At 46.5% G+C, this 24,842-nt stretch carries 14 protein-coding genes; 9 read left to right on the top strand and 5 right to left on the bottom strand.

The genetic code is table 11. The features are described from left to right. Window positions 1-75 precede the first annotated feature (75 nt). Entirely contained in the window at window positions 76-891 is an 816-nt protein-coding gene (locus L5M29_RS16790; RefSeq protein ID WP_263168928.1) for a DMT family transporter, read from the bottom strand. A gap of 245 nt (window positions 892-1,136) precedes the next feature. Here L5M29_RS16790 and L5M29_RS16785 point away from each other — a divergent pair, with 245 nt between their 5' ends. Beyond that, complete coding sequence (locus L5M29_RS16785; RefSeq protein WP_263168926.1) at window positions 1,137-2,810, top strand: diguanylate cyclase; 1,674 nt, start codon at window positions 1,137-1,139, stop codon at window positions 2,808-2,810. Between the two features lie 329 nt (window positions 2,811-3,139). On the opposite strand, the gene xseA is transcribed toward L5M29_RS16785, so the two are convergent. Next, window positions 3,140-4,486, bottom strand: a complete 1,347-nt coding sequence (gene xseA, locus L5M29_RS16780) for an exodeoxyribonuclease VII large subunit (protein WP_219253447.1) — start codon at window positions 4,484-4,486, stop codon at window positions 3,140-3,142. 120 nt (window positions 4,487-4,606) lie between these two features. Here xseA and guaB point away from each other — a divergent pair, with 120 nt between their 5' ends. The 3 genes from guaB (at window position 4,607) to tadA (ending at window position 8,448) form a co-directional block, all read left to right on the top strand. Further along, window positions 4,607-6,073, top strand: a complete 1,467-nt coding sequence (gene guaB / locus L5M29_RS16775; RefSeq protein WP_006085677.1) for an IMP dehydrogenase — start codon at window positions 4,607-4,609, stop codon at window positions 6,071-6,073. A gap of 118 nt (window positions 6,074-6,191) precedes the next feature. Next, window positions 6,192-7,769, top strand: coding sequence for a glutamine-hydrolyzing GMP synthase (gene guaA, locus L5M29_RS16770; protein ID WP_028761248.1), 1,578 nt, complete (start codon window positions 6,192-6,194; stop codon window positions 7,767-7,769). Window positions 7,770-7,923: 154 nt separating this feature from the next. After that, window positions 7,924-8,448: a tRNA adenosine(34) deaminase TadA gene (gene tadA / locus L5M29_RS16765; RefSeq protein ID WP_411569045.1), complete on the top strand. Its 525-nt coding sequence runs from the start codon at window positions 7,924-7,926 to the stop codon at window positions 8,446-8,448. 469 nt (window positions 8,449-8,917) lie between these two features. Here tadA and mltF read toward each other — a convergent pair whose 3' ends face one another. After that, a complete protein-coding gene (gene mltF, locus L5M29_RS16760; RefSeq protein WP_263168921.1) occupies window positions 8,918-10,348 on the bottom strand; it encodes a membrane-bound lytic murein transglycosylase MltF in 1,431 nt (476 codons plus the stop codon). Between the two features lie 279 nt (window positions 10,349-10,627). Between mltF and purL the strand changes: the two genes are divergently transcribed. The 4 genes from purL to cydX all read left to right on the top strand — a co-directional run bounded on the left by purL (window position 10,628) and on the right by cydX (window position 18,628). Then, window positions 10,628-14,509 carry a phosphoribosylformylglycinamidine synthase gene (purL, locus tag L5M29_RS16755; protein WP_263168936.1) on the top strand — a complete coding sequence of 1,294 codons (3,882 nt, stop codon included), beginning with the start codon at window positions 10,628-10,630 and terminating at the stop codon, window positions 14,507-14,509. A 1,271-nt stretch (window positions 14,510-15,780) separates the two neighbouring features. Continuing rightward, on the top strand, window positions 15,781-17,337 hold the full coding sequence (locus tag L5M29_RS16750; RefSeq protein ID WP_028761244.1) for a cytochrome ubiquinol oxidase subunit I: 1,557 nt from the start codon (window positions 15,781-15,783) through the stop codon (window positions 17,335-17,337). A 15-nt stretch (window positions 17,338-17,352) separates the two neighbouring features. Beyond that, a complete protein-coding gene (gene cydB, locus L5M29_RS16745) occupies window positions 17,353-18,492 on the top strand; it encodes a cytochrome d ubiquinol oxidase subunit II (protein WP_028761243.1) in 1,140 nt (379 codons plus the stop codon). A gap of 19 nt (window positions 18,493-18,511) precedes the next feature. After that, a complete protein-coding gene (gene cydX, locus L5M29_RS16740) occupies window positions 18,512-18,628 on the top strand; it encodes a cytochrome bd-I oxidase subunit CydX (protein ID WP_011788717.1) in 117 nt (38 codons plus the stop codon). A 638-nt stretch (window positions 18,629-19,266) separates the two neighbouring features. Here the strand turns inward: cydX and L5M29_RS16735 are convergent. Beyond that, window positions 19,267-21,270, bottom strand: a complete 2,004-nt coding sequence (locus L5M29_RS16735; RefSeq protein ID WP_263168918.1) for a methyl-accepting chemotaxis protein — start codon at window positions 21,268-21,270, stop codon at window positions 19,267-19,269. Between the two features lie 260 nt (window positions 21,271-21,530). On the opposite strand from L5M29_RS16735, the gene L5M29_RS16730 reads away from it, so the two are divergent. Next, window positions 21,531-21,776 (top strand): YdcH family protein, encoded by a 246-nt coding sequence (locus L5M29_RS16730; RefSeq protein WP_105251903.1) that lies wholly within the window; start codon window positions 21,531-21,533, stop codon window positions 21,774-21,776. Here the strand turns inward: L5M29_RS16730 and L5M29_RS16725 are convergent. Next, a complete protein-coding gene (locus tag L5M29_RS16725) occupies window positions 21,773-24,841 on the bottom strand; it encodes an efflux RND transporter permease subunit (protein ID WP_263168914.1) in 3,069 nt (1,022 codons plus the stop codon). The genes L5M29_RS16730 and L5M29_RS16725 overlap by 4 nt on opposite strands. Between the last annotated feature and the right edge of the window lies 1 nt (window position 24,842).

Genomic DNA, 24,842 nt, shown 5'->3' with positions numbered 1-24,842 from the left:
AATAATTAATCAACCAGCAAGTTGCTATGACAATTGATTTGATGATGAGACAGTCAGACTGATCTACTGAAAACCTTAGCTCGCCATAGGCTCATAATGAAGCCGCAAGGATGATAAGGACAGTAGAAGCAGATATCCATCAGGGCCAGAGGCATACCTCAATAACAGGCCGAATATATGGGTGCAATGAACTCTTCTCATAATCGCTATCGAATGTCTTGCAAACCGGATGGGTCCATATATGATGAGATAGGTCATGGCAATGTAAAATAGTCCCAAAGTCAGCCCCACTTGCGCCACTGGTAAACTAAATTCGGCGCCTTCGTATAAGGTCGCAGGTATCAGAAATATCATCGCAAAGGCATTAGACCAAAAGAGCATGGAAAAAGGATGTTCATGGGTCGAATAGGCCTTTAAAATCAAACTATTCAATGCTGATGTTATGGCACCGAAAAAGGCTAAACCTATATACAGGTTAAATTCTGTTGGTTGGCTGATAAGCAAAATGCCGCTAAAGCCGATAAGACCTGCGACCATGCGTCGATAACCAATACGTTCATTTAAAAAAATGGCCGATAGTACTAGCAGTAACAAGGGTGAGGTATAAATCACGGCTGTTACTGTCGCGAGCGGAAGATGCAGAATAGCAAGCATAAAAATGGCGTTGCCCAGTCCAATCAATAGTGCGCGGGCGAGATGCACTTTGTAAAAAGGACTCAGTTTAAGATTACCCTGTAAGTGCCACACAAAAGGCAGTACAAGCAGAGTGGCAAATAATTGCCTGTAGAGCACCAGTTGAAAAACAGGCACATTGGTTTCAAGCAACTTAACCAATAGGTTACCGCTGGCAATCAGTAGTTGTGCGGCTAAAATCATCAATAGAGGCTGCATAGGATCCCAGCAAAAATAAGTCAGTATTAAGGTGTATCTTGAATTTCATGCCGCAGTTTGGACTTTGAGACTAAAATAGCATCATAAGGCATGGTATATCCGACTAATTTAGCCTAACAGATTGTAAAAAACTAAATGTAGCCATAAAGTTAACCTACAAATCCAACTATCGACTAAGATTGACAGCATTAGCATTTTCTTCATAGCTGTAAAAATGATCTATGGCCCTTTAACTAAATAAGCCGATGAACAAACTTAAACAAACTCTATTTGGGTGTTTTTTACTTTTCTTGTGGACATTAAGTCCCTCTGTATTAAGCGCTGAAATTGCGTTGGACTCCCCGTATTTGTTCCATGCTAAAGCGGATCAACAGCCTCCTGAGCGGTTTGAAACCGTGTCCCATTGGATGGGACAACTCGACGAAGCTAGTTCGGTCAGCTTAACCGGTGGCGATTATTGGATGATTACACCTGTGATGGTCAATCAACGTCAATCAAACTGGGTAGTGGATGCAAGTAATTCGATTATTGAATCCGTAGATTATTGGATACTCGGCAGTGACGGCAGCGTACAACATGCCCACAGTGGCTACACTGCTCCATACCAGTTTTTATTCGATTATGGCCGTAAGGTCACCTTGAATATGGGCACGGATTATTGGTTGGTGGTGAAGCTGAGTAGCCGTTATTACTCATCTCCCCCTGAGATAGCATTGCAAAGTGTGGCGGATCATCAACTTATGTCTGACCGTCTCGCAATGGCAGTGCTGCTGTGTTTAGGCGGATTATTGTTTATCGCTTTATATAATATTTTGATTTATATCTCTATTCTTGATAAAGCGTTTCTCTACTATGGTCTTTACGTATTTGCCTATTTTGGTGGCTGGGCACTGACTTTCCATTTGCCTGCACACTTATTTAATTTCCATTACCTCGAGTTGCATCATCTGTTTTTCATCAGTTTGCCCATTTTTAATATCATGTTTTACAAGCACTTCCTGCAGTTACCTAGTTACTCTCCGCGGCTGTGGCGTCTTAGTCAGTATTTAATGTTTGCCTGTATTGTGGCTCTGCCGACCAGTATTTGGTTGTTATCCTATACGGCAATTATTGCCTCTGTACTGATCATGCTATGGATTGCTTTAGCGATTACCTGCGGTAATGTGTGCTTGATGAAAGGCTTTGCTCCTGCGCGTTATTTTATTCTTGCCTTTACTTGCTTGCTGTTGCCTGCGGTGATTATTTTACCCGGAAATATGGGGCTCACTCCTGATTTCATTGAACATGCAGAGCTTGCGACTCTGATGGGCGGTACGGCTGATGCGTTATTACTGTCCTTAGCGTTAGCGAATAAGCTGAAATTACTTGCTGAAGAACGTAAGGCGCATATTGAAGAGTTAGCGATTGCATGGGAAAAGGCACGTTTAGATGGATTAACGCGAGTCGGTAATCGTTATGCTTTTGACGAATATATGAACTCACAATTAGGATTTGCCGATAAAGTCGTGCAACCGATGGCGTTAGCACTATTGAATATCGATAGTCTGAAAAGTGTCAATGAAACACTCGGCCATCAAGAAGGCGATAGATTATTGCTGTTGATAGTGCAGTTATTGCAAGCAACAGACTTAGCGCACATGAAGGTTTATCGGATTAGTGGTGACGAGTTTGTGATTGTGACGCCTTCTGCTGGTATCCAGTTATTACAGAGTGCTTTGAGTGGCTTAGGTGAAGAATTAGCAAGCCATGGTTTTAAAGATTGCCAGTGTAGTTTTGGGATGTCGTTAAACACTGAGGTCGCAGATCCCCATGAGTGGTTGCGTTCTGCTGACACTCACTTATATCAATCGCGTATGGATAAGCGTCGTCAAGAGTATGCAGATACTCGCGGTGTCGATGTGAGGCTACATTTAAGCTAGTTATTGAAAAATAAACCTTATGCAACAATAAGTATTTGATTGCAGGTTGAAATGTATAAATAATTTAGCTGGTTCACTAGATGTTATGCTTGTATGGATACCTTACTTGAAATGTTCTAATTATGAGATATTCTTCAGTTAGTTATACAATATGAATAATAACAGTTCGCTTTAGTCATATCAGCTTAATTCCTAATCTCACTAAATCCTATGTGTGTGGCTTAATTCAAGACTTAATATCAAAGAAACTTAAGCGCCTCTTCCTTGCAGTTTGGAAGGCAAAACACTCAATAATAAGTTGTAGCATCAACATAAACATTACATCAGCCTTATTCGAGCGGTTTTATTTGAGTGACGGTTGATATCACTTGTCCATGGCGCAAGCGGGTCTGCAAACTATCACCGATAGCCAGTTTATCGGCAGAGTCGACCACTTGATGGTGGATGTCAGTGGTAATGCTGTAACCACGGCTTAACGTGGCAAGCGGGCTGACGGTTTCAAGCTGATGGGCCGCGTATTTTATCCGCTGTTCACTTTGGCTGAGTTTGTCCTGCAATGCATCCTGTAAGCGGCTCGCAAGATAACTTAAGCGGTTACCCTCAATGGCGAGTTTATGCTTGGGAGATTGCTGTTCAAGGCGGCTTGCGAGCAACTGCTGACGGCGGCTGAGCAGATGCAAGCGATTCGACAGCGCGGACTCTAGTCGTAATTGCATCTCATCGAATCTTTGTTCGAACTGCTGCAAAGTCCGTTTAGGGTCTTGGCGTTGCAGTCTGTGCTCTAGCAAACTAAGTCGTCTTTCTTGTTTAAGCTGATAATGTTTCGCGCTTTGTTGCAGGCGCGATAAGGCTGTGGCGAGTTTTTGCGCCTTATTATCACTGTCTTGTGATAATAGCTCCGCGCCTGCAGACGGTGTTGGGGCGCGGATATCAGCAACATAATCACTGATAGTCGTATCAACTTCGTGGCCGACGGCGCTGACAATGGGCAGGGCGCTGTTATAAATCGTGTGGGCGAGGGCTTCGCTGTTAAAACACCATAAATCCTCAAGCGAACCGCCGCCGCGGGTGAGCAGTAATACATCGACTTCTAAACGTTGGTTGGCGATATTGATTGCCTGACAAATACTCTGCGCCGCAGTTTCGCCCTGAACTTGAGTCGGATAGATAATGACTTCGATGGAAGGATCGCGCCTTGCCAATACATGTAACACATCACGGATCGCCGCACCCGTAGGTGACGTAATAACGCCAATGCGTTGAATATTTTTGGGTAGCAATCTTTTGGTGTCGGCGGCGAATAATCCTTCGGCTGCGAGCTTCATCTTGAGTGCATCGAACTGCTGGGCGAGTAATCCATCCCCAGCGGGCAGCATGGACTCAATTAATAATTGATAGTCGCCTCTGGGTTCATACACGCTGATCGCGCCTTTGACTAGCACTTGCTGACCATTGATGGGCTTAAAGCTGACCGTTTGGTTACGGCCCTTAAACATGGCGCAACGGATCTGCGAAGAGTGGTCTTTTAAGGTGAGATACCAATGCCCTGAGCTGGGGGAGGAAAAGTTGGATATTTCGCCATTGAGCCAGATTTTACCCAGTTGCCCCTCGAGGATTTGCCTGACTTCACCATTGAGCCGCGAGACAGTATAAATGTTGTTTTTGGTGCCTTGCATCGAATAACTCAATAAAATGGGGATATTTACTATTTTCCATTTACCAGTGGCGATATGCAAGGTATAATCCCGCCGCAATATTTCACCTCTAAATCCTACTCAACTGGGGAGATGTTGCATATGCTACGTTTAATTAAAGAAGCGCTTACTTTTGACGATGTGTTGCTTGTTCCTGCGCATTCGACTGTACTCCCAAATACCGCCATTCTAAAAACTCGCCTGACCAATACCATTGAATTGAATATCCCACTTGTGTCTGCCGCTATGGACACAGTTACCGAAGCTCGTCTTGCGATCGCGATGGCGCAGGAAGGCGGCTTAGGCTTTATTCATAAAAACATGAGCATTGAAAAACAAGCCGAAGAAGTTCGTAAAGTAAAAATTTACGAAGCGGGCGTGGTTCAACAACCTGTGACTGTGACCCCATCAACGACCTTAGCCGATCTGAAAGTGTTAACACTGAAGAATGGTTTTGCGGGTTATCCCGTGGTCAACGAAGCCAACGAGCTGGTCGGTATCATCACTGGCCGTGACGTACGTTTCGTGACAGATTGGAGCAAAACGGTAGAAGAAGTGATGACGCCTAAAGCGCGTTTAGTCACTGTTGCCGAAGGCACTAAATTAGATGAAGTGCAAAAATTGATGCACTCACATCGTATCGAAAAAGTTCTTGTGGTTGATGATAACTATAAGCTGAAAGGCCTCATCACAGTTAAAGACTTCGAAAAAGCCGAACGTAAACCTAATGCCTGTAAAGATGAGTTAGGCCGTTTACGTGTTGGTGCCGCCGTAGGTGCGGGCGCTGGTAATGAAGAGCGTGTTGACGCTCTGGTTAAAGCCGGTGTTGACGTTTTACTTATCGATTCTTCCCACGGTCATTCCGAAGGCGTTTTACAACGCATTCGTGAAACGCGCGCTAAACATCCTGATTTGCAAATTATCGGTGGTAACGTTGCCACGGCTGAAGGTGCATTAGCCTTAGTTGAAGCGGGTGTTAACGCAGTCAAAGTGGGTATTGGCCCAGGTTCTATCTGTACGACTCGTATCGTGACAGGCGTGGGCGTACCACAAATTACCGCAGTATCCGATGCCGCTGCAGCCATGAAGAGCCTAGGTATTCCTGTGATTGCCGACGGCGGCATTCGTTTCTCTGGCGATTTAGCCAAAGCATTAGCTGCGGGTGCATCTTGCATCATGGCGGGCTCAATGTTTGCGGGAACTGAGGAAGCACCGGGCGAAACTGAGTTATATCAAGGTCGTGCGTATAAATCCTACCGTGGTATGGGTTCTTTAGGCGCTATGTCTCAAGGCTCTTCCGATCGCTATTTCCAATCGGACAATGCTGCCGATAAGTTAGTCCCCGAAGGTGTAGAAGCGCGTGTGCCTTATAAAGGTAAGTTGAAGGAAATCATCCATCAACATATGGGCGGCCTACGTTCTTGTATGGGATTAACGGGCTGCGCCACCATTCTAGAGCTGAATGAAAAAGCCCAATTTGTGAAAGTGACTTCAGCGGGCATGGGCGAGTCCCACGTGCACGATGTGACTATCACTAAAGAAGCGCCGAACTACCGTTCAGGTTCTTAATCGTTTGATAAGAGGGGCGGCGTAAGCCGCCTCTTTGTAAAACGTATGATCCAATACTTAAAGCTGGCAGTCGCTGCTTTGAGCAATGTTAAAACAATAGATGAGATAAAGGTTACCCATGAGCGATATTCATGAGCACAAGATACTGATCCTCGATTTTGGATCCCAGTACACTCAACTGATTGCCCGTCGTATCCGTGAAATCGGCGTTTACTGTGAATTATGGGCTTGGGATGTCACCGAAGCCCAAATCCGCGAATTTGCCCCGAACGGCATTATTCTTGCGGGCGGACCAGAAAGTGTCACGGCTGAAAACTCGCCGCGTGCGCCTGAATACGTATTTACCGCAGGTGTGCCGGTACTGGGCATTTGTTACGGTATGCAGACTATGTCTGAGCAGCTGGGCGGTAAAGTGATCCAAGGTGTGGGCGAAGGTGAATTCGGCTACGCTCAAATTGAAATGCTGACAGATTCATTGCTATTCAAAGGCATCGAAGATGCGGTTAGCAGTGACGGCAAACCCTTACTCGACGTATGGATGAGTCACGGCGATAAAGTGTCGGCTATTCCTGAAGGGTTTGTGGCGGTCGCTAAAACGGACACTTGCCCATTTGCCGCTATGGCAAACGAAGAGAAGCAATTCTTCGGCGTACAGTTCCACCCAGAAGTGACCCACACTCGCCAAGGTATGCGCATGTTATCGCACTTTGCCTTAGACATTTGTGGCTGTGCAGCCAACTGGAAACCCTCCTCTATCATCGAAGATGCGATTGAGCGCTTGAAGAAGCAAATCGGTGATGATGAAGTGATTTTAGGATTATCGGGCGGTGTTGATTCTTCGGTTGTGGCTATGCTGCTACACCGCGCTATCGGCAAAAAACTGACCTGCGTATTCGTTGATAACGGTTTATTACGTTTGAATGAAGCCGAGCAAGTGATGGAAATGTTTGGCGATCATTTCGGCCTGAATATCATCCACGTTGATGCGGAAAACCGTTTCCTCGATGCGATGAAAGGCGAAGCCGATCCAGAAGCTAAGCGTAAGATCATCGGCCGCGTATTCGTGGAAATTTTCGATGAAGAATCGAAAAAATGCGCCAATGCCAAATGGTTAGCGCAAGGCACGATTTATCCAGACGTGATTGAATCTGCCGGCAGTGCCACAGGCAAAGCACATGTGATTAAATCTCACCATAACGTTGGCGGTTTGCCAGCCGATATGGCGCTCGGTTTAGTCGAGCCTCTGCGTGAACTGTTCAAAGACGAAGTGCGTAAAATTGGTCTTGAGTTAGGCCTGCCATACAACATGCTTTATCGTCACCCGTTCCCAGGCCCCGGTCTTGGTGTGCGCGTATTAGGTGAAGTGAAAAAAGAATACTGTGACTTGCTGCGCCGCGCCGATGCTATCTTCATTGAAGAACTGCATAAAGCCGACTTATACAATAAAGTCAGCCAAGCCTTTACTGTGTTCTTACCAGTACGCTCTGTTGGCGTGATGGGCGATGGCCGTAAATATGACTGGGTTGTATCACTGCGCGCAGTTGAAACAATCGATTTTATGACAGCCCATTGGGCGCATCTGCCCTATGATTTCTTAGGTCGCGTATCAAACCGCATCATTAACGAAGTCGATGGCATTTCCCGTGTGGTTTACGATATCTCTGGCAAGCCGCCAGCGACTATCGAATGGGAATAAGTTAATTATTTGAATTAACGATTAAAAGGCGCCGAGTGCGCCTTTTTTGTTGTTTGATGGATTAACTTGGGCTGAATGACTCAGCCGTGAAATATCTGTGCTTGACTGATATAATCCGGCTTTATTTTTTGCTAAAAGAGATAAGGTGTAAGTGGTGCAAACGCAACAAGACGAACAATCTCAGCAAGATGAACATTGGATGCAAGTCGCGATGGAGATGGCAGAAAAAGCCGAGGCCGAGGGCGAAGTACCTGTGGGTGCGGTATTGGTCAAAGACGGCCAGCAAATTGCGACGGGTTACAATTTATCCATTAGCCAGCACGATCCTAGCGCCCATGCGGAAATTTTATGTCTGCGGGAAGCGGGGCGTTTGGTCGAAAACTATCGTCTTTTAGATGCGACTTTATATGTCACGCTTGAACCTTGCGCTATGTGTGCGGGCGCTATGGTGCATAGCAGAATTGCTCGAGTGGTTTTTGGGGCGAGCGATGAAAAAACGGGTGCAGCGGGTACTGTGGTGAATTTATTGCAACATCCGGCGTTTAATCACCAAGTTGAAGTCACATCAGGGGTGCTGGCCGATGCTTGTAGCGCGCAATTGAGTCGTTTTTTTAAACGTCGCAGGGAAGAGAAAAAAGCCCTGAAACAGGCTCAAAAGGCGCAGCAAGCTATTGGGTAAGTGTCGATTAACGTGACAGGATTAATCCTGAGACTGAATAAAAGTAAAGAAGAGTTTTTGACGATTTAAAATACGGCGATGACGAATTTTTAGCAAAGTACGACGACGCGCAACGGTATTGTTGATGGTTTTTCTTCTCATATTGACCCCATTAATTGTTATTATCGATGCCCTACAGAGATTTATCTTAGGTCATAACCCAAGACAGTAGCAGTTGCACAGGAGTGCAGCAATAGCACTGGTCAGATAAGCTGAACTAAGCGATGTTTTTCATCGCAAATTTGAGTTAGGTTGGCAAACCTTAATTCGGTTCTCCTGTTGTTTGATATCGCACCTTGTTGAAGACATCTACGTACATCTTGAGTTTTTATGTTGGTGTTCTTGTTACGTAAAACTCTGTACTTGATATATAAGAAGTGAGTTGTTGGATTGTCGTTTGGCCCATGCACCTGAGCGCTAACGAGTTAAGCTATTTAGGTTGATCAGGACTTAACGTTCCTGCTGGAAGTACGGGTTCTTCCGCAGTAAGGTCGCTCGAGTCATCATCGGGGGCGGGTTGTTTCGACTGATTATCCACCCAGACTAGCGTGTCATAGTAGCGACGGATGCTGTCGACGTAATGAACGGCTTCACTGCCTCGGGCGTAACCATAACGTGTTTTTTGATAATATTTACGCTTTTGCAGTAGCGGTAGTACCTTTTTTAAATCTCGCCAAGCATTGGGATTTAACTCCATCGATTCCGCAAGCTTACGTGCATCTTCAATATGGGCATATCCTATGTTGTAAGAGGCCAGCGCAAACCACATGCGTTGACTCTCGGGGATCGATTCTGGCAGGCGATTGATCATATCGTTCAAATACGCCGCGCCGCCGCGAATACTTTCTTCGGCATCGAGTCGGTTGGTGATCCCAATCTCTTTGGCGGTTGGCTGAGTCAACATCATCATGCCACGCACTCCTGTGGCCGAGCGGGCATTAGGATTCCAATGTGATTCTTGATAGCTGGTTGCTGCCAGTTTACGCCAATCTAAATTGCCTGCATGGGTTTCAAATAATTGTCGATAACGCGGCAATACTGTCTCAATGGCACGGATAAATGCGCGAGTATCGATATAATCGAAGCGTTTTACATGACCAAAGTATTTCTCGTTGAGATGATCCAGCGTACCGGCAAGCTTCTCTTGGTGCCAAAAGGCCAGCAATTTACTCATAAGTTCATCACTGTGAGTGGGAGGTAACAGCCAGATCACATCGAGTTTTTCTTCTAGCACAGGGCCTGAGCGTAGGTCGGGCAAGTAGCGACGGTTGATCTGTACGCTGCTGGAGTCGGCGATAGTGTAGTCAATTTCTTTGTTGGCAATCATAGCCAACAACTCTTCACTGTCTTTGTCGGTAATTTGATCCCACACCAGCGTTGGATAATGCTTTTGCAACTGGGTCAAGGTCTCGACGAAGGAAGAGTCGGCGATAACGGTGATCTTGCCTTTTAAGTCGCTGATGTCTTTTGGGGTTGGCATGCCTTCGCGATACACCAACACTTGATTCACCCGGTATAGCGGTGGACCTAAGCGGAACTGTTCTCGCCTTGTGGGCGTTTCTGTCATGCCTGCAGCAATAATATCGATTTCATTCTTTTTGAGGGCTTCGTACAGCTCGATACGGTTTGTGTAGGGCACCATTTTTAAGGGCACATTTAAGTATTCGGCAAACAATACCGCCATATCGTAATCGAAACCGCTATCACCTTGGCCCGAGGTCATATAAATCTGTGGGCCGTAAAGTGTACCGACTCTTAGCTCAGTTAATTTTTTTGGCACGAATTCTGTTTCGTCCACGGTCACCTGCTGACAGGCAGTCAGTAGGAAACCTAAGATAAGAGCGAACAGAAATCGAGTCATTAAATGTACTTATAGTAAATAAAATCAATATTATAGATAGCGAGTTAACAGTGGGGCATTAGTGGTGAACTGGCTGACATTGGTGGGATTATATCCGTTTGTCTGCGATTTCGAAAAAAAATCATTCTGGGGGAAAGTACAGCCGACACAATACTGGGCTTTTTATATCACAGGAAACACTGTTTTGCGTAAGGTCGCAGGTGATTTGTGACAGACATTTCCTTATAATAGCGCCACCTCTGACCCCTGCAATAATAAATAATAAGGTGAATAGACGTGATGGAGATCATCCGCGGAGCCCCTGCACTCTCGACGTTTAGGGTGCAAAAGCTGATGGAGGCCTGCGAAAACGCGGCGCTTCCGGTACGCCAAATCTATGCTGAGTATGTCCATTTAGCGGATTTGAGCGAGTTGCTCGACACAAATGAACGCCAGCAACTTGAAAAAATTCTCACCTATGGACCTGCGATAGAAGCTCATATCCCCCAAGGTTCACTCCTGTTTGTCACTCCTCGCCCCGGTACTATTTCTCCTTGGTCTTCAAAAGCCACTGACATCGCGCACAATTGTGGCCTTGGTAAAGTGAAGCGTTTGGAGCGAGGCGTTGCGTATTATGTCGAGTCAGATGCACTGACAGCGCTTCAGCAACAAGCCTTAAATGCGTTGCTGCACGATCGTATGGTTGAAATTATCCTTGATGATTTTGCTAAAGCCGATGTGCTGTTCAAACGCACTGAGCCTGCGCCGTTTAAGAGCGTCAATATTCTTGCCGAAGGTCGCCGTGCACTTGAAGTGGCCAACACTGAATTGGGGCTAGCCTTAGCCGAAGATGAAATCGACTATTTAGTCGAGAACTTCGTCCGTTTAGGCCGCAATCCCCATGACATCGAATTGATGATGTTTGCTCAGGCGAACTCTGAGCATTGTCGTCATAAGATTTTTAACGCAGATTGGACCATTGACGGTGAAGTTCAGCCTAAGTCACTGTTCAAGATGATCAAGAACACCTTTGAAACCACGCCTGATCACGTGTTATCTGCCTACAAAGATAACGCTGCTGTGATGGAAGGTTCGGTTGCGGGTCGTTTCTTCCCCGATCCTGATGGGGTATACAACTACCACACTGAACCTATGCACATCCTGATGAAAGTGGAAACCCACAACCATCCAACCGCCATCAGCCCCTATCCTGGCGCTGCAACCGGTTCGGGTGGTGAAATCCGTGATGAAGGCGCGACTGGTCGTGGTTCTAAACCTAAAGCGGGTTTAACAGGCTTTAGTGTATCCAATTTAAAAATCCCAGGTTTTGTTCAACCATGGGAAGGTAACTATGGCAAGCCAGAGCGTATCGTCAGTGCGCTGGACATCATGACCGAAGGTCCTCTTGGCGGCGCGGCATTTAACAACGAGTTTGGTCGTCCGGCATTGGTCGGTTATTTCCGTACCTATGAGCAGGAAGTCAGCAGCCACAACGGTGTTGAAGTCCGTGGTTACCACAAGCCAATTATGTTAGCCGGTGGTTTAGGTAACATTCGTGAAGAACACGTACAAAAGGGCGAAATCACCGTTGGCGCTAAGCTGATTGTGCTCGGTGGCCCTGCGATGAACATAGGTCTGGGCGGCGGCGCTGCTTCGTCTATGGCATCGGGTCAATCGAGTGAAGACTTAGATTTTGCTTCTGTGCAACGTGAAAACCCAGAAATGGAACGTCGTTGTCAGGAAGTGATTGACCGCTGTTGGCAGCTTGGCGATAAAAACCCTATCCAATTTATCCACGATGTGGGCGCTGGCGGTTTGTCGAATGCTTTCCCTGAACTCGTGAATGACGGCGAGCGCGGCGGTTTATTTAATCTGCGTAATGTGCCTTCGGATGAGCCTGGCATGAGCCCGCTGGAAATCTGGTGTAACGAATCACAAGAGCGTTATGTGATGTCAGTTGCTCCTGAAAACCTCGCGCTATTTACTGCTATCTGTGAGCGTGAGCGCGCACCTTTTGCGGTGGTGGGTGAAGCGATAGCGGAGAAACACCTGACGCTTAGCGATAGCCATTTCGACAATAATCCTATCGATTTACCGCTCGAAGTCTTATTAGGCAAAGCACCTAAGATGAGCCGCGATGTGATATCGGCCAAAGCCGTATCGCCAGCGCTAGCGCAAGATAATATTGAAGTTAAAGAAGCGGTTAAACGCGTACTGAGCTTGCCTACAGTCGCAGATAAAACCTTCCTTATCACTATTGGCGACCGCACAGTTACGGGTTTAGTTAACCGTGATCAAATGGTGGGTCCATGGCAAGTGCCTGTGGCCGATTGCGCTGTGACTGCTGCAAGCTTTGATACCTACGCTGGTGAAGCTATGTCACTGGGTGAACGTACACCGCTGGCGCTGCTGGACTTTGGCGCCTCTGCCCGTATGGCTGTGGCTGAGTCAATCATGAATATCGCTGGTGCCGATATCGGTTCATTTAAGCGTATTAAGCTTTCTGCCAACTGGATGTCTGCCGCGGGTCACCCTGGTGAAGATGCGGGTCTTTATGAAGCGGTGAAAGCCGTAGGTGAAGAACTGTGTCCAGAGCTGAGCCTGACTATTCCGGTCGGTAAAGACTCTATGTCGATGAAGACCGCATGGCAGCAAGATGGCGCGGATAAAACCGTGACGTCGCCTATGTCATTGGTCATTACCGCCTTTGGTGTGGTGCAAGATATTCGCAATACAGTGACGCCAGAGCTACGCACCGATAAAGGCGAAACGTCTTTACTGTTAGTGGATTTAGGTGCGGGCAAAAATCGTTTAGGCGGTTCTTGTTTAGCCCAAGTGTTTGGTGAGCTGGGTGATATTGCGCCGGATCTTGACGATGCTGCACTGCTGCGCGGTTTCTTCGAAACCATGCAAAATCTAGTCGCTAAAAAATCGGTTATCGCTTACCACGACCGTAGCGACGGTGGTTTATTCACTACCTTAGTGGAAATGGCTTTTGCCGGTAATACAGGTTTAGACATAGATGTAGAGGACTTGCAGGGCACTGATTTAGAAAGACTCTTTAATGAGGAGCTCGGCGCTGTGCTGCAAGTGAGCCGTGACAATGCTGCGAAAATTGCCGCTCAGTTCGCTATCGCTGGCGTGCCTTGCCATGTGATCGGAACTCTAGCCGACGATCAACGCATCACTATTAAAGATGGCGCGCGTGAAATCTTCAGTGATACCCGTGTAGCGCTGCGTACTGTGTGGTCAGAAACCACGTATCGTATGCAAGCTCTGCGTGATAACCCAGCCTGCGCGCTTGAAGAGTTCAAACTTAAGCAAGACGAAACCGATTTAGGCTTAACCGTTAACTTAAGTTTTGATCCAAGCACTGATGTTGCCGCACCTTATATCCTTAAGGGCGCTGCGCCTAAGATGGCGATTTTGCGTGAGCAGGGCGTTAACTCCCACGTGGAAATGGCAGCAGCTTTTGATCGCGCCGGATTTGAAAGCCGCGACGTACACATGTCGGACATTTTATCTGGCCGTATCAGCCTAGAGGAGTTCCAAGGCCTAGTGGCCTGTGGTGGCTTCTCCTACGGTGATGTATTAGGCGCAGGTGAGGGTTGGGCTAAGTCGATTCTGTTTAATGAGCGAGCTCGCGATGAGTTTTCTCGTTTCTTTGAACGTGACTCAAGTTTCTCCCTTGGCGTGTGTAACGGTTGTCAAATGCTGTCGAACCTGAAAGAAATTATCCCAGGTAGCGAGCACTGGCCACGTTTTGTGCGTAACCGCTCAGAGCGTTTCGAAGCGCGTTTCAGCTTAGTTGAAGTGCAACAGAGCCCGTCGTTATTCTTCCAAGGTATGGCCGGTTCACGTATGCCAATCGCGGTATCCCACGGTGAAGGTTTGGCTGAGTTTGCTAGCCCTGAAGCGCTGGCGATTGCCGAAGCGTCAGGCACGATTGCGCTGCGTTTTGTCAATGGTAAGGGGGATATCGCGACTCAGTATCCACAAAACCCGAACGGCTCGCCAAATGGCTTGACGGGGATTTGTACGACTGATGGCCGCGTAACCTTGATGATGCCGCACCCAGAACGTGTGTTCAGGACTGTAGCGAACTCTTGGCATCCAGATGCTTGGGGTGAAGATAGCCCTTGGATGCGTATGTTCCGTAATGCACGAGTGACCTTAGGTTAAGCGTTTAAAGTCAACGGCTTTTGCCTTTGTTGAGTGGTAAAAGCAGGTTAATGAAAGCGTAAAAAAGGAGCGATAATTTCGCTCCTTTTTTTATATATAAAATGCATTTTATGGAAGTGATTGTATTTCAAATTATTAACGCTTATTGCAAATAATCTAATGGACTAAAGTGGCAAAATAGCCACTTTAATCGGTAAATACCTATTAATAGGTATGTTGCGCATTTGATACGGGGCGTGGTGTTTTATGGGGTTCTGGAGTTGTTGGGGGATGCTAGGGTCTTAATATAGAAAAAGCCCCCAATCTCAGGGAGATGGGGGCCCGTTTTGCGCTAACAAAACTTCACATAAATGCAATCAATTTCACGAGTAATTCTGGGGATTATTTCAGCTCATTAGCTGTATAAAGTTCAACAAAAACACGCTTGTAGCTGTTAACCAGACGTTCAAATAATTTAGTCATATCGATATCTCCACACCAAAAGTTAGTACCTATGTGCGCGAAGTTGGTCTTGGCTGGGCTACGACACCAGTTCTACCAAATTGTCTCCTTAACACAGGACATATATTAAACAACTTAGGTTAGCTTCTCAAACGAGAAAAAATACAAATATTCATTATTAAAACTAATGCATTTTAGCCTGTTCGATTGTGATTTTTTATATTTATATTTATTTATATTTGATTTTAAAGGTTTTAAATTATGGCTCACTTAAATTTGTGACAATATTTTTTAGTTAATTTGTTGCAACATTATTTATTTATTGGTTTTTTGATGATTAGAGCTATTTTTTACTGCCTAGTTGGTAAAAGTATGACTTTATATTAATTAATGGCTGCTCACTACTCTTGTTTTTGTCGATTGTCAATCCTCTCTGGTGGGGAAGTGTGTGCCTCACCGCAAAACCCACCTAAACCCCTGAGTTTGATTGATTTGCATCAAAGCGAGGTGGTATAAAATAGCCACAAATGAAAATGAATAAATATCTTAACTATCTGATATTTATATCGATGAAATCATTTGATTGAGTGAGTGGTAGGGTGTCGGTCTCAGTTACTTGTGATAGTGTGACTCGCGTCTCAATATGCAACAGATATTGGTACTTTTTAGCCCTTGCTGCTTCGAACTAATGCAAAAGATTAAATTTAACGGTTTATACTGTTGTCGCAGATATAAACACAAAATGAAAACTCACTATCCTACAAAGGCACTTGCTGTGATTGACGCGGGTTTTGTCATAGCAATTGGACGCACCAAGTAAGGAGTCACCGATGATTGTTGAAGAGGTTGTTGAGCTATCGCGGTTGCAGTTTGCGCTGACAGCCATGTATCACTTCCTATTTGTTCCCTTGACTTTGGGGTTGGCATTTTTGCTGGCTATCATGGAATCACTGTATGTGATGACAGATAAACAAATTTATAAAGATATGACTAAGTTCTGGGGTAAGTTATTTGGTATTAACTTTGCCTTGGGGGTTACCACAGGTTTGGCAATGGAATTCCAGTTTGGTACTAACTGGTCTTACTATTCGCATTACGTAGGGGACATCTTTGGTGCGCCTCTGGCTATTGAAGGTTTAATGGCCTTCTTCCTTGAATCTACCTTCGTGGGTATGTTCTTCTTCGGTTGGGATCGTTTCACTAAGCGTCAGCATTTAGTCGTGACTTGGTTAGTGGCCTTTGGTTCTAACATGTCGGCATTGTGGATCCTAGTGGCAAACGGTTGGATGCAAAACCCTGTGGGTTCAGTGTTCAACTACGAAACCATGCGTATGGAAATGACCAGCTTCGCTGAGGTTGTGTTTAACCCTGTCGCGCAGGTTAAGTTTGTTCACACCGTCGCTTCGGGTTATGTGGCGGGTGCCATGTTTGTACTGGCGATCAGTGCTTATTACATCCTCAAGAAACGTGACTTACCTTTTGCTCGTCGCTCATTCGCGATTGCAGCTAGCTTTGGTATGGCGGCGATTCTGTCGGTTATCGTGTTAGGTGACGAATCTGGCTATAAAGTGGGTGAAGCACAGCGCGTTAAGTTAGCAGCGATTGAAGCTGAGTGGCATACAGAGCCTGCTCCAGCGGCCTTTACTGCTGTCGGTTTTCCGAATCAAGAAACCATGAAAACAGATTTTGCAGTCAAAATTCCTTATGCGATGGGTATAGTGGCAACACGCTCGTTGGATGAAGAAGTGACTGGTATTCATGACTTGATTGCTGAGCATGAAGTGCGTATCCGTAACGGTATGAAAGCCTATGCCATGCTAGTGAAACTGCGTGCGGGTGAAGAAACGCCTGAACTACGTGCTGCTTTTGAAGAAGCGAAAGTCGACTTAGGCTACGGTTTCTTACTGAAACGCTACACAGACAAAGTGGTCGATGCGACTGAAGAGCAAATTAAAGCAGCAGCTAAAGATTCTATCCCGAACGTAGCACCGATTTTCTGGAGCTTCCGTGTGATGGTAGGTCTAGGCTTTATCATGTTGTTCGTATTTGCTGCGGCATTCTGGCAAAGCACACGTCATCAAATCGCCGAGAAAAAATGGGTACTTAAAGCTGCACTTTATAGCTTGCCATTGCCTTGGATCGCGATTGAGTGTGGTTGGTTTGTGGCTGAGTATGGTCGTCAACCTTGGACGATTTCTGAGGTACTACCGACCTTTATGTCTGCGTCAAGCTTAACGACTGGCGACTTATGGTTCAGTATCCTTTCTATCACCTTGTTCTACACTGTACTGCTGGTGATTGAGATGTTCTTGATGTTTAAGTTTGCCCGCATTGGTCCGAGCAGTTTGAAAACTGGTCGTTATCATTTCGAGAACCTAGAAGCCTAAGCAGAGGATTTCATTATGTTTGATTATGAAATATTAAGAGTTATCTGGTGGGCTCTGATCGGCGTACTGTTCATCGGATTTGCGGTTACTGATGGTTTTGACATGGGTGTCGGTGCGTTACTGCCAATTATAGGCAAAGACGATACTGAGCGCCGTATCATGGTTAACACTATTGCTCCCCATTGGGACGGCAACCAAGTGTGGTTAATCACAGCAGGTGGTGCGTTATTTGCCGCTTGGCCTATGGTGTATGCAGTGTCTTTCTCTGGCTTCTATGTCGCCATGATGTTAGTGCTGTTTGCCCTCTACATGCGTCCAGTCGGATTCGATTATCGTTCTAAAATCGAAAATCCAAAATGGCGTAAGTCGTGGGACTGGGCTTTGTTTGCCGGTGGTTTTGTACCTCCGCTGATCATAGGCGTGGCCTTTGGTAACTTGTTACAAGGTGTACCTTTTGAATTCGACGAGTTCCTACGTGCGACTTATCATGGTGGTCTGTTCGGCCTGTTGAATCCTTTCGGTTTGCTGGCAGGTCTTGTGAGCGTGAGCATGTTTATGATGCAAGGCGCTTCTTGGCTACAAATGAAGACTGACAGTGAGCTGCGTGTTCGTGCTGCGAAAGCCACGCAATTCTTCGCACTGTTAGTGGCTGTGTTGTTTGCTGCTGCGGGTGTGTGGTTAGCCAATGGTATTGATGGTTATGTAGTGACTTCAGTACTGGACCATAATGCGGTTTCTAACCCAGCCATGAAAACCGTCGCAATTGAAGCGGGTGCTTGGCTTGCCAACTATGACAAATACCCCATCACTATGCTGTTCCCCATCTTAGGTGTGGCATTGCCTCTGCTAGTGATTTTGGTTAGCCGCTTTAACCGTTCAGGTTTTGCGTTCCTATTCAGCTCACTCACTGTGGCTATGGTGATTTTGACTTGCGGTGCAGCAATGTTCCCATTCGTCATGCCATCATCACTTAACCCTAACGTCAGTTTGACTATGTGGGATGCAACAGCCAGTAAAATGACCTTAGGTGTTATGACTGCTGCTGCAGCGATTTTCGTACCTATAGTGTTGAGTTACACTGTCTGGACTTACTACAAGATGTTTGGTCGTATCGGCCGTAAGCATATTGAAGATAACAAAGCCTCACTCTATTAGGCATTAAGGAGCATCTGCTATGTGGTATTTTACGTGGATATTAGGGGTTTTGTTGGCCTGTTCTTTTGGGATTATCAATGCCCTGTGGCTTGAGAATACAGAGAACATGGACAGATCGGCAGAAGATGCCGAGTAACGTCTAAACTCGATTTAAAAACCTCGCATCAGCGGGGTTTTTTATTGGGATTTTTTGATGGCTGAGGTTATTTTAGTTTGAAGTAGAGCGGCGTTATCGTATTAGGCCAAGCAGTTAACTTCGCTGCAGAGTGGTGATGTAACTGCAGCGAATAGGCCTGATATCATCGCTTTTTGATTGTGCTCTCTGCAGATGCTTGCTCGCATGGTTTAAGATATTTTCTCCATTTCTCCATTACTCCATTACTCCTTTACGTCAGGATCCTAAATCAAAGTCCCAAATCCCTTTCTTAAATGTTGCTCCTATCGTTTTGATGTAGTGCTGTTATAAAAAATGCCGCCCAGTTAGGGCGGCATTTAACGTTTGATAAAGCACTAACTCTGTATCTAACCTGAACTCGGGATAACGAGTGTCGAAAAATCTAAATTTAACAAATAAAATCAATTACATAAAATCATTCGTTTAAAGCGAAAAATCTATTTCCTGACTGAATGCGCAGATTTTTGCGCATATCAAGGCGCTCTGTCGTACGCCATAGCGAGCTATGGTTAGACAGAGCAACGCAGAGAGGCCCGAAAAGATGCCTATTCAGCGGCTCTGCTTATCCCGAGCTCAGGTTATCTAAGTCCGTATTTGAGTTAGGCCTTAAACTGGCTTATTTGGCGTTTTAAGGCGGCGGCTAAGGAAGACAGTTCATTGGCAGAATGCACTGTTTCAGTGGCACGGTGCTCGCCTTCGTTAGCGAGTTCGCTGATCTGATGCAAATTGTGGGTTATCTCTTGTGCAACACTGCTTTGCTGCTCAGTAGCCGAGGCAATATTGCGTGAGCTAATCGCGAGTTCGCCAATCCTACGGGTGATTTCCTTCAGTTGTTCACCCGTTGCTTCACCCTGTGCTGCAGATTCCATTCCTAATTGATGACTTTGGCTCATTTGTTCTGTGGTACTTTTCACTTGAGTTTGCAGCTTTTCAATTGTTTGGCCAATTTCTACAATGGATGACTGGGTCCGCTGGGCGAGAGTCCTCACCTCATCGGCAACGACAGCAAAGCCTCGACCTTGATCGCCTGCGCGCGCCGCTTCAATCGCTGCATTTAATGCGAGTAAATTAGTTTGCTCGGCAATGCTGTTAATGACTTCGGTCACTTTGCTGATCGCTTCACTTTCATGGCTGACTTTTTCAACCGATTGATGACTGTTGCTGAGTTGCTGACTGAGTTTGAGTAAATCCTGCACCACTTTAGTCTGTTGGTTTTGACCTTCTTTGGCTGCGGCATCCACTTGCTGGCTTTGAACTGCGCCATCTTGGGCATGATTAGCCACATCACGGATCGAGGTCGACATTTCTTCGATGGCAGTTGCGATTTGATCCGTTTGTAGCATTAGGGCTTGAGCTTCTTCACCATTTTGCTTCGCGATGCTCTGTGCCTTGGAGGCTTGTTGCTCTAGACTCATGACTGAATCCTGCAATGCAATAATCAATTGCCTGAGCTCTGAGGACATAGTTGATACGCTGGTCGTGATTCGATCCACTTCGTTTTGACTCTGTGGTTCTGATGGCGCTAAGTGATGGCTAAAATCGCCACTGCCTAAATTTTCCATATGCACTTGGAGGGCATGCAAAGGTTTGAGTGCACGAATTAAGACAACTGATAATAGCGCTGTGATCAGCGCGATCCCTGTGATAGCAACGATGGCGTTGATGGTGAGCAATTGCATACTTTCTTCATTAAGCTCACTTGCCTTGACTTGACCCACTAGCACCCAATTCCAGCCCGTCACGGTTTGGCTATAGGCAAACATAGGCTCATTTTTACTATTGCTGTAATGGGATTCCGCATCATTTTGGGTGGCATTTGCAACACTTAAGCCATCAAGCATACTTTCGGTGATGATGTCACCTGCATTGAACTTAGGATGGGCGACCAACACATTGTCCGCTTTGCGTACTAATAGAAAATGGCCACTTTCTTCTAAGGTGATTCTGTTAACTGCTTCTCGTAATTGTTTTAAGGAACTGGTGATGTCGAAGCCAATATATAAGATACCAATAACTTTGCCCTGTGTGTCTTTCACTGGACGATAGACTGTCATGTAGTCTTTGCCGAAAAGTTTGGCATAACCTTCGTATTCATTACCGCTGAGCAGCACTTGATAGCCTGGATGTGTTTTGCCAAGGGAAGTACCTAGTGCACGGCTGCCATCGGCTTTTTTAAGCGAAGTCGAAACTCGCATAAAGTCATCGCCATCACGTACGAATACCGTAGCGGTACCGCCAGTTAGATTAGCAAAACGATCGACTTTACTTTTTGATGAGTTCACTTGTTCTTGTTCGTGCATTAGGGCTGGAGAGCCTACTCCCATCACATTGACAGTTTTATTTTGCAGACTAAATTGTCCAGGATACATTTCCTTAAAAACATCGGCGTTGCGTCTCGCAAGCTGCAGAAGACTATCGTACTGCAGCTCTAACATGTCTGAAACTGCACGCATTTCAGATTTCATGGCACTGATACCTTTATCTTCTAATACATTTGAAGCGGCTTTATAGGAGACGGTACTCAATATGCCAAAGATGAGAAGAGTGAGAATAAACGCGAGGGCGCCAATTTGTTTTGCAATAGGCCAATTTTTATAATTCATCGTAAGATCCTATAGGTAACGGTTACATCAATGTAGCCTAAGTTTTACTCTGTAGTCTTGATGTGGGTCTAAAACTTCTGCAATTTTAAACTCATTTCGTTGATATTTTTGCAGTTTTAGACTTGGACTCATCAGCTTATTTTGCAGAAATGTTAGCAGATAACATGCCCAAGTACTGGCTGTATTCTGAAGGTATAGACTAAGCTGCTTAAGGTGAATGGAGTTCATAGTGTTAGAACCACATTATAGGAGAAGTGAATATGCTAGGTGAGAATCATGCGTTGGTTTATGAGTTTCCTGATTTTGTCGATCAAATTAAGCATTTAAAAGTCAATAATACTGCCTTTGCGACCATGGCTAGTCGTTACCATGAGCTCGATAATAAAATTAGGGCACTGGAGTTAACTAAAGTGCCCACCGCCGATGAGCACTTTTTAGCGTTAAAATTAGAGCGGTTAAACCTCAAAGATAAACTGTATCAATACCTAGTCCACGATGCGATTTAAGCTGGAATGGCGGACTGATTGTTCGCCTTACGGGTTTTCATCAACAGTAAATACATAGTTGGTACCCAAACCAGAGAGAGCAAAGTCGTCAGCAGCGTGCCGCCCGCGATAGCAATGGCAAAGGGAGGCCAAAATCCGCCGCCAGCAATGATGAGCGGGATAAACCCGCCCACTGTGGTGATGGTTGTCGAGCTGATATGGCGACCACAACTGCTGACGGTTGAGACTATGGTTTCCATATCGCCGAGTCTGGCACTCGGCATATCCTCAAGTTCAGCCAAGATCACTATGGCAGCGTTAATGGCCAGTCCCATCAAGCCTAGCAAACCTATGATGACAGGGAATCCAAAGGGATAGCCGAACACAAACACGGCTAATAGGCCAAGTCCCGCTGATTGTATCGCGCTCAACAAAATGATGGCCGTGAGCCTAAAGGAGTTGAACGACAGCACCACAGTGGCCAATAACAAGGTGACGACTAACATCACATTGGACAGTAAATTGCCGACCGCTTCGTTACGCTTCGCGCTTTCACCGCCGATTTCAATGCGATAACCCGATGGCAGCGCGAGTTGAGCCACTTTATCTTTGATATCGTTCAGCACTTGGGCGGGTAACACACCACTGACAATATAGGCTTCTATGGTATTCACCCTTTGGCCGTTACGTCTTGGAATGGCGCCGCGGCTCACTTGCACTTCGTTGTGGGCGAGGGCAGAGAGCGCGACCGACTCACCCGAAGGGGTCACTAATTGAATTTCTGAAAGGCGGGTGACTTGTTCGCGACTGCCATCACCGAGTCGCACTCGAACGGGTAATGACTCCGTTTGCTCAAGCACGCTGCCCCCGATAACGCCCGTGGTCGACATTTGGATCTGCTTGGCAATATCCGTCAGACTTAAACCACTCATCAGGCTGGCATCTTCATTCACTTGCAGCCACAGCTTAGGCGCACCGGCACTTAAAGTGGCTCGGGTATGGAGTACGTCCGGCGTTTGCGCGAGGATATTGCGAACTTCGTCGCCCAGCGATCGCAACGTATCGAGATTCGGACCGAAGATCATCAACTCTACAGGCGCATTAAAGGGCGGACCTTGCTCGAGTTTGCGTACTAGCACTTGTGCTTCGGGGAAAGCACTGTCGAACTGCTGTTGTAATTCGGGGATCAGCTCATTGGCACGTTCAAAGTCGGTCACTTTCACCATGGCCTGCGCATAGTTAGTCGCGCCCTGTTGGCGCTGCGTCAGGTTGTAATAAAATGAGGGCGTATTGCCGCCCACCACCCAATCGACTTGGGTGATCCCATTGACTGTATGGAGCTTTTTATCCATCAGTTGCACTTGGTTCAAGGTGTTGTCTAAACTCACATGGGGCGCAAGATAGACTTCAATTTGGAACATGTCCCTGTCCGATGGCGGAAAGAATTGCTCTGTCATCTTGCCCGAGGCGTAAAAACCTAATACTGGCGTAATGCCGATAAGCAGCGCACTGAGAATAGGGCGCTTAAGGGCGATTCTGAGGCTCGCTTGAAAATATTGGCTCAGCAGCGGGAGATTGATCCCGTGTTGATACCAGACATCATGTTTGCCTTCATGGCTAAATCGTCCCGCGAGTCCTGCAATTATCGTGTGGGAAATCAGGTAAGAGCCCAGCAGCGCAAACATCACTGACATGGCTATGCCACCGACAAACTCCCCAGCGGCACCGGGCATCAGTACTATGGGCGCAAAGGCTAAAATCGTGGTAATCGTTGAACCCGCTAAGGGCAGCCAAAGGTGGTGTATGGTTTCACTCACTGCGGCTAGGCGGCTCATCCCTTGTTGACGCCGTTGTGAGATGGCATCAACAATCACAATCGCATTATCCACCATGATCCCAAGGGCGACGACGAGTCCAGTCACCGACATTTGATGTATCGGCAGTCCGATATATTTCATGCAGGCCAAGGTAAACAGTGCCGTGAGGGGCAATGAAATCGCTACTATGATGGCGTTTCGTAGTCCTAGGGTGAGTAGCAATACCAGCAAGATGATCACAAATCCTTGCAGCAGGTTTACCACGAGTCCGCCAAGGCGATCGCTGGTGTAACTGTTTTGCTCGAATAGCCATTGGATCTGGATATTGGCGGGCACTTCGCGATTAAGTTCATCGACGACGCTATTCACTTGTGCTTGCCAGAGATCGACACGGCTATTGTTAAGCATGCGCGCGGCGACAAAAACGCCTTGTTCACCATCGACTAAGGCTATGCTGTCCGCGGGCGTTTTGGCTTGGCGCGTGACAGTGGCAATATCCCCAAGTCGAATTATTTGACCTTGATTATCAATTTTGAGTGGCACTTGGCGAATGCGGGTTAAGGAGTCGAGTTCGCCCGAGACTTCGACTAAGGCGCGAAACTCGCGGTTGTTGATTTCACCTGCGGCAATTTTACTGTCGGCGCCGCTGAGAATATGGGCGATGGCAGCGGGAGTGAGTTGTAACTGGCTCATCTTGTTGCCATCGAGCTGCACTAGCATTTCTTCGGTCGGTGCGCCGTAGAGTTTGACAAAATCCGTGCCTGACAACAGCCTGAGTCTGCTCTGTAATTCCTTCGCGTAGCGGTTGAGCATATCGACTCGAACGGGCGTATTGCTATTCCACACTAAGCTTAAAATGGCGGTGTAGGCATAACCAATTTGATCATCGAGTGTCGGGGATGGTATGCCCTCGGGCAGATTGACTTTCGCATCGGCTAATAAATCCCGCGCCCGAGACCACACGGGATCTGTCTCCATGACAGTGTCTTTCAATTCTAACTGTATGACTGAAATCCCCGGCCGAGAGGTCGACTGGATCAGCTTGATTTCTTCTAAGCGTCTGAGCTGATTTTCGAGCACTTCAGTGACTAAGGCTTCGACCCGCTCGGCCGAAGCACCGGGGTACGGGGTGATCACAGAGGCGAAACGGTTGGTTATGTGTGGATCTTCAGTACGCGGCAGACTCGAGATAGCGCCAAAGCCCGCGACCAGTAATAGTGCAATAACGAGGCTGACTAAGCGGCCGTTTTCAACAAAGGCTTTAATCATA

This window comes from Shewanella sp. SM95, assembly GCF_025653595.1.
Classification (GTDB): Bacteria; Pseudomonadota; Gammaproteobacteria; order Enterobacterales; family Shewanellaceae; genus Shewanella; species Shewanella oncorhynchi.
Note: the sequence above shows the minus strand (reverse complement) of the source record. Positions and strands in the feature narration are given on the sequence as shown.

Coding starts and splice junctions, on each gene's coding strand:
- L5M29_RS16790 (WP_263168928.1), bottom strand. CDS start 891: ATGCAGCCTCTATTGATGATTTTAGCCGCACAACTACTGATTGCCAGC.
- L5M29_RS16785 (WP_263168926.1), top strand. CDS start 1,137: ATGAACAAACTTAAACAAACTCTATTTGGGTGTTTTTTACTTTTCTTG.
- xseA (WP_219253447.1), bottom strand. CDS start 4,486: ATGCAAGGCACCAAAAACAACATTTATACTGTCTCGCGGCTCAATGGT.
- guaB (WP_006085677.1), top strand. CDS start 4,607: ATGCTACGTTTAATTAAAGAAGCGCTTACTTTTGACGATGTGTTGCTT.
- guaA (WP_028761248.1), top strand. CDS start 6,192: ATGAGCGATATTCATGAGCACAAGATACTGATCCTCGATTTTGGATCC.
- mltF (WP_263168921.1), bottom strand. CDS start 10,348: ATGACTCGATTTCTGTTCGCTCTTATCTTAGGTTTCCTACTGACTGCC.
- purL (WP_263168936.1), top strand. CDS start 10,628: ATGGAGATCATCCGCGGAGCCCCTGCACTCTCGACGTTTAGGGTGCAA.
- L5M29_RS16750 (WP_028761244.1), top strand. CDS start 15,781: ATGATTGTTGAAGAGGTTGTTGAGCTATCGCGGTTGCAGTTTGCGCTG.
- cydB (WP_028761243.1), top strand. CDS start 17,353: ATGTTTGATTATGAAATATTAAGAGTTATCTGGTGGGCTCTGATCGGC.
- cydX (WP_011788717.1), top strand. CDS start 18,512: ATGTGGTATTTTACGTGGATATTAGGGGTTTTGTTGGCCTGTTCTTTT.
- L5M29_RS16735 (WP_263168918.1), bottom strand. CDS start 21,270: ATGAATTATAAAAATTGGCCTATTGCAAAACAAATTGGCGCCCTCGCG.
- L5M29_RS16730 (WP_105251903.1), top strand. CDS start 21,531: ATGCTAGGTGAGAATCATGCGTTGGTTTATGAGTTTCCTGATTTTGTC.
- L5M29_RS16725 (WP_263168914.1), bottom strand. CDS start 24,841: ATGATTAAAGCCTTTGTTGAAAACGGCCGCTTAGTCAGCCTCGTTATT.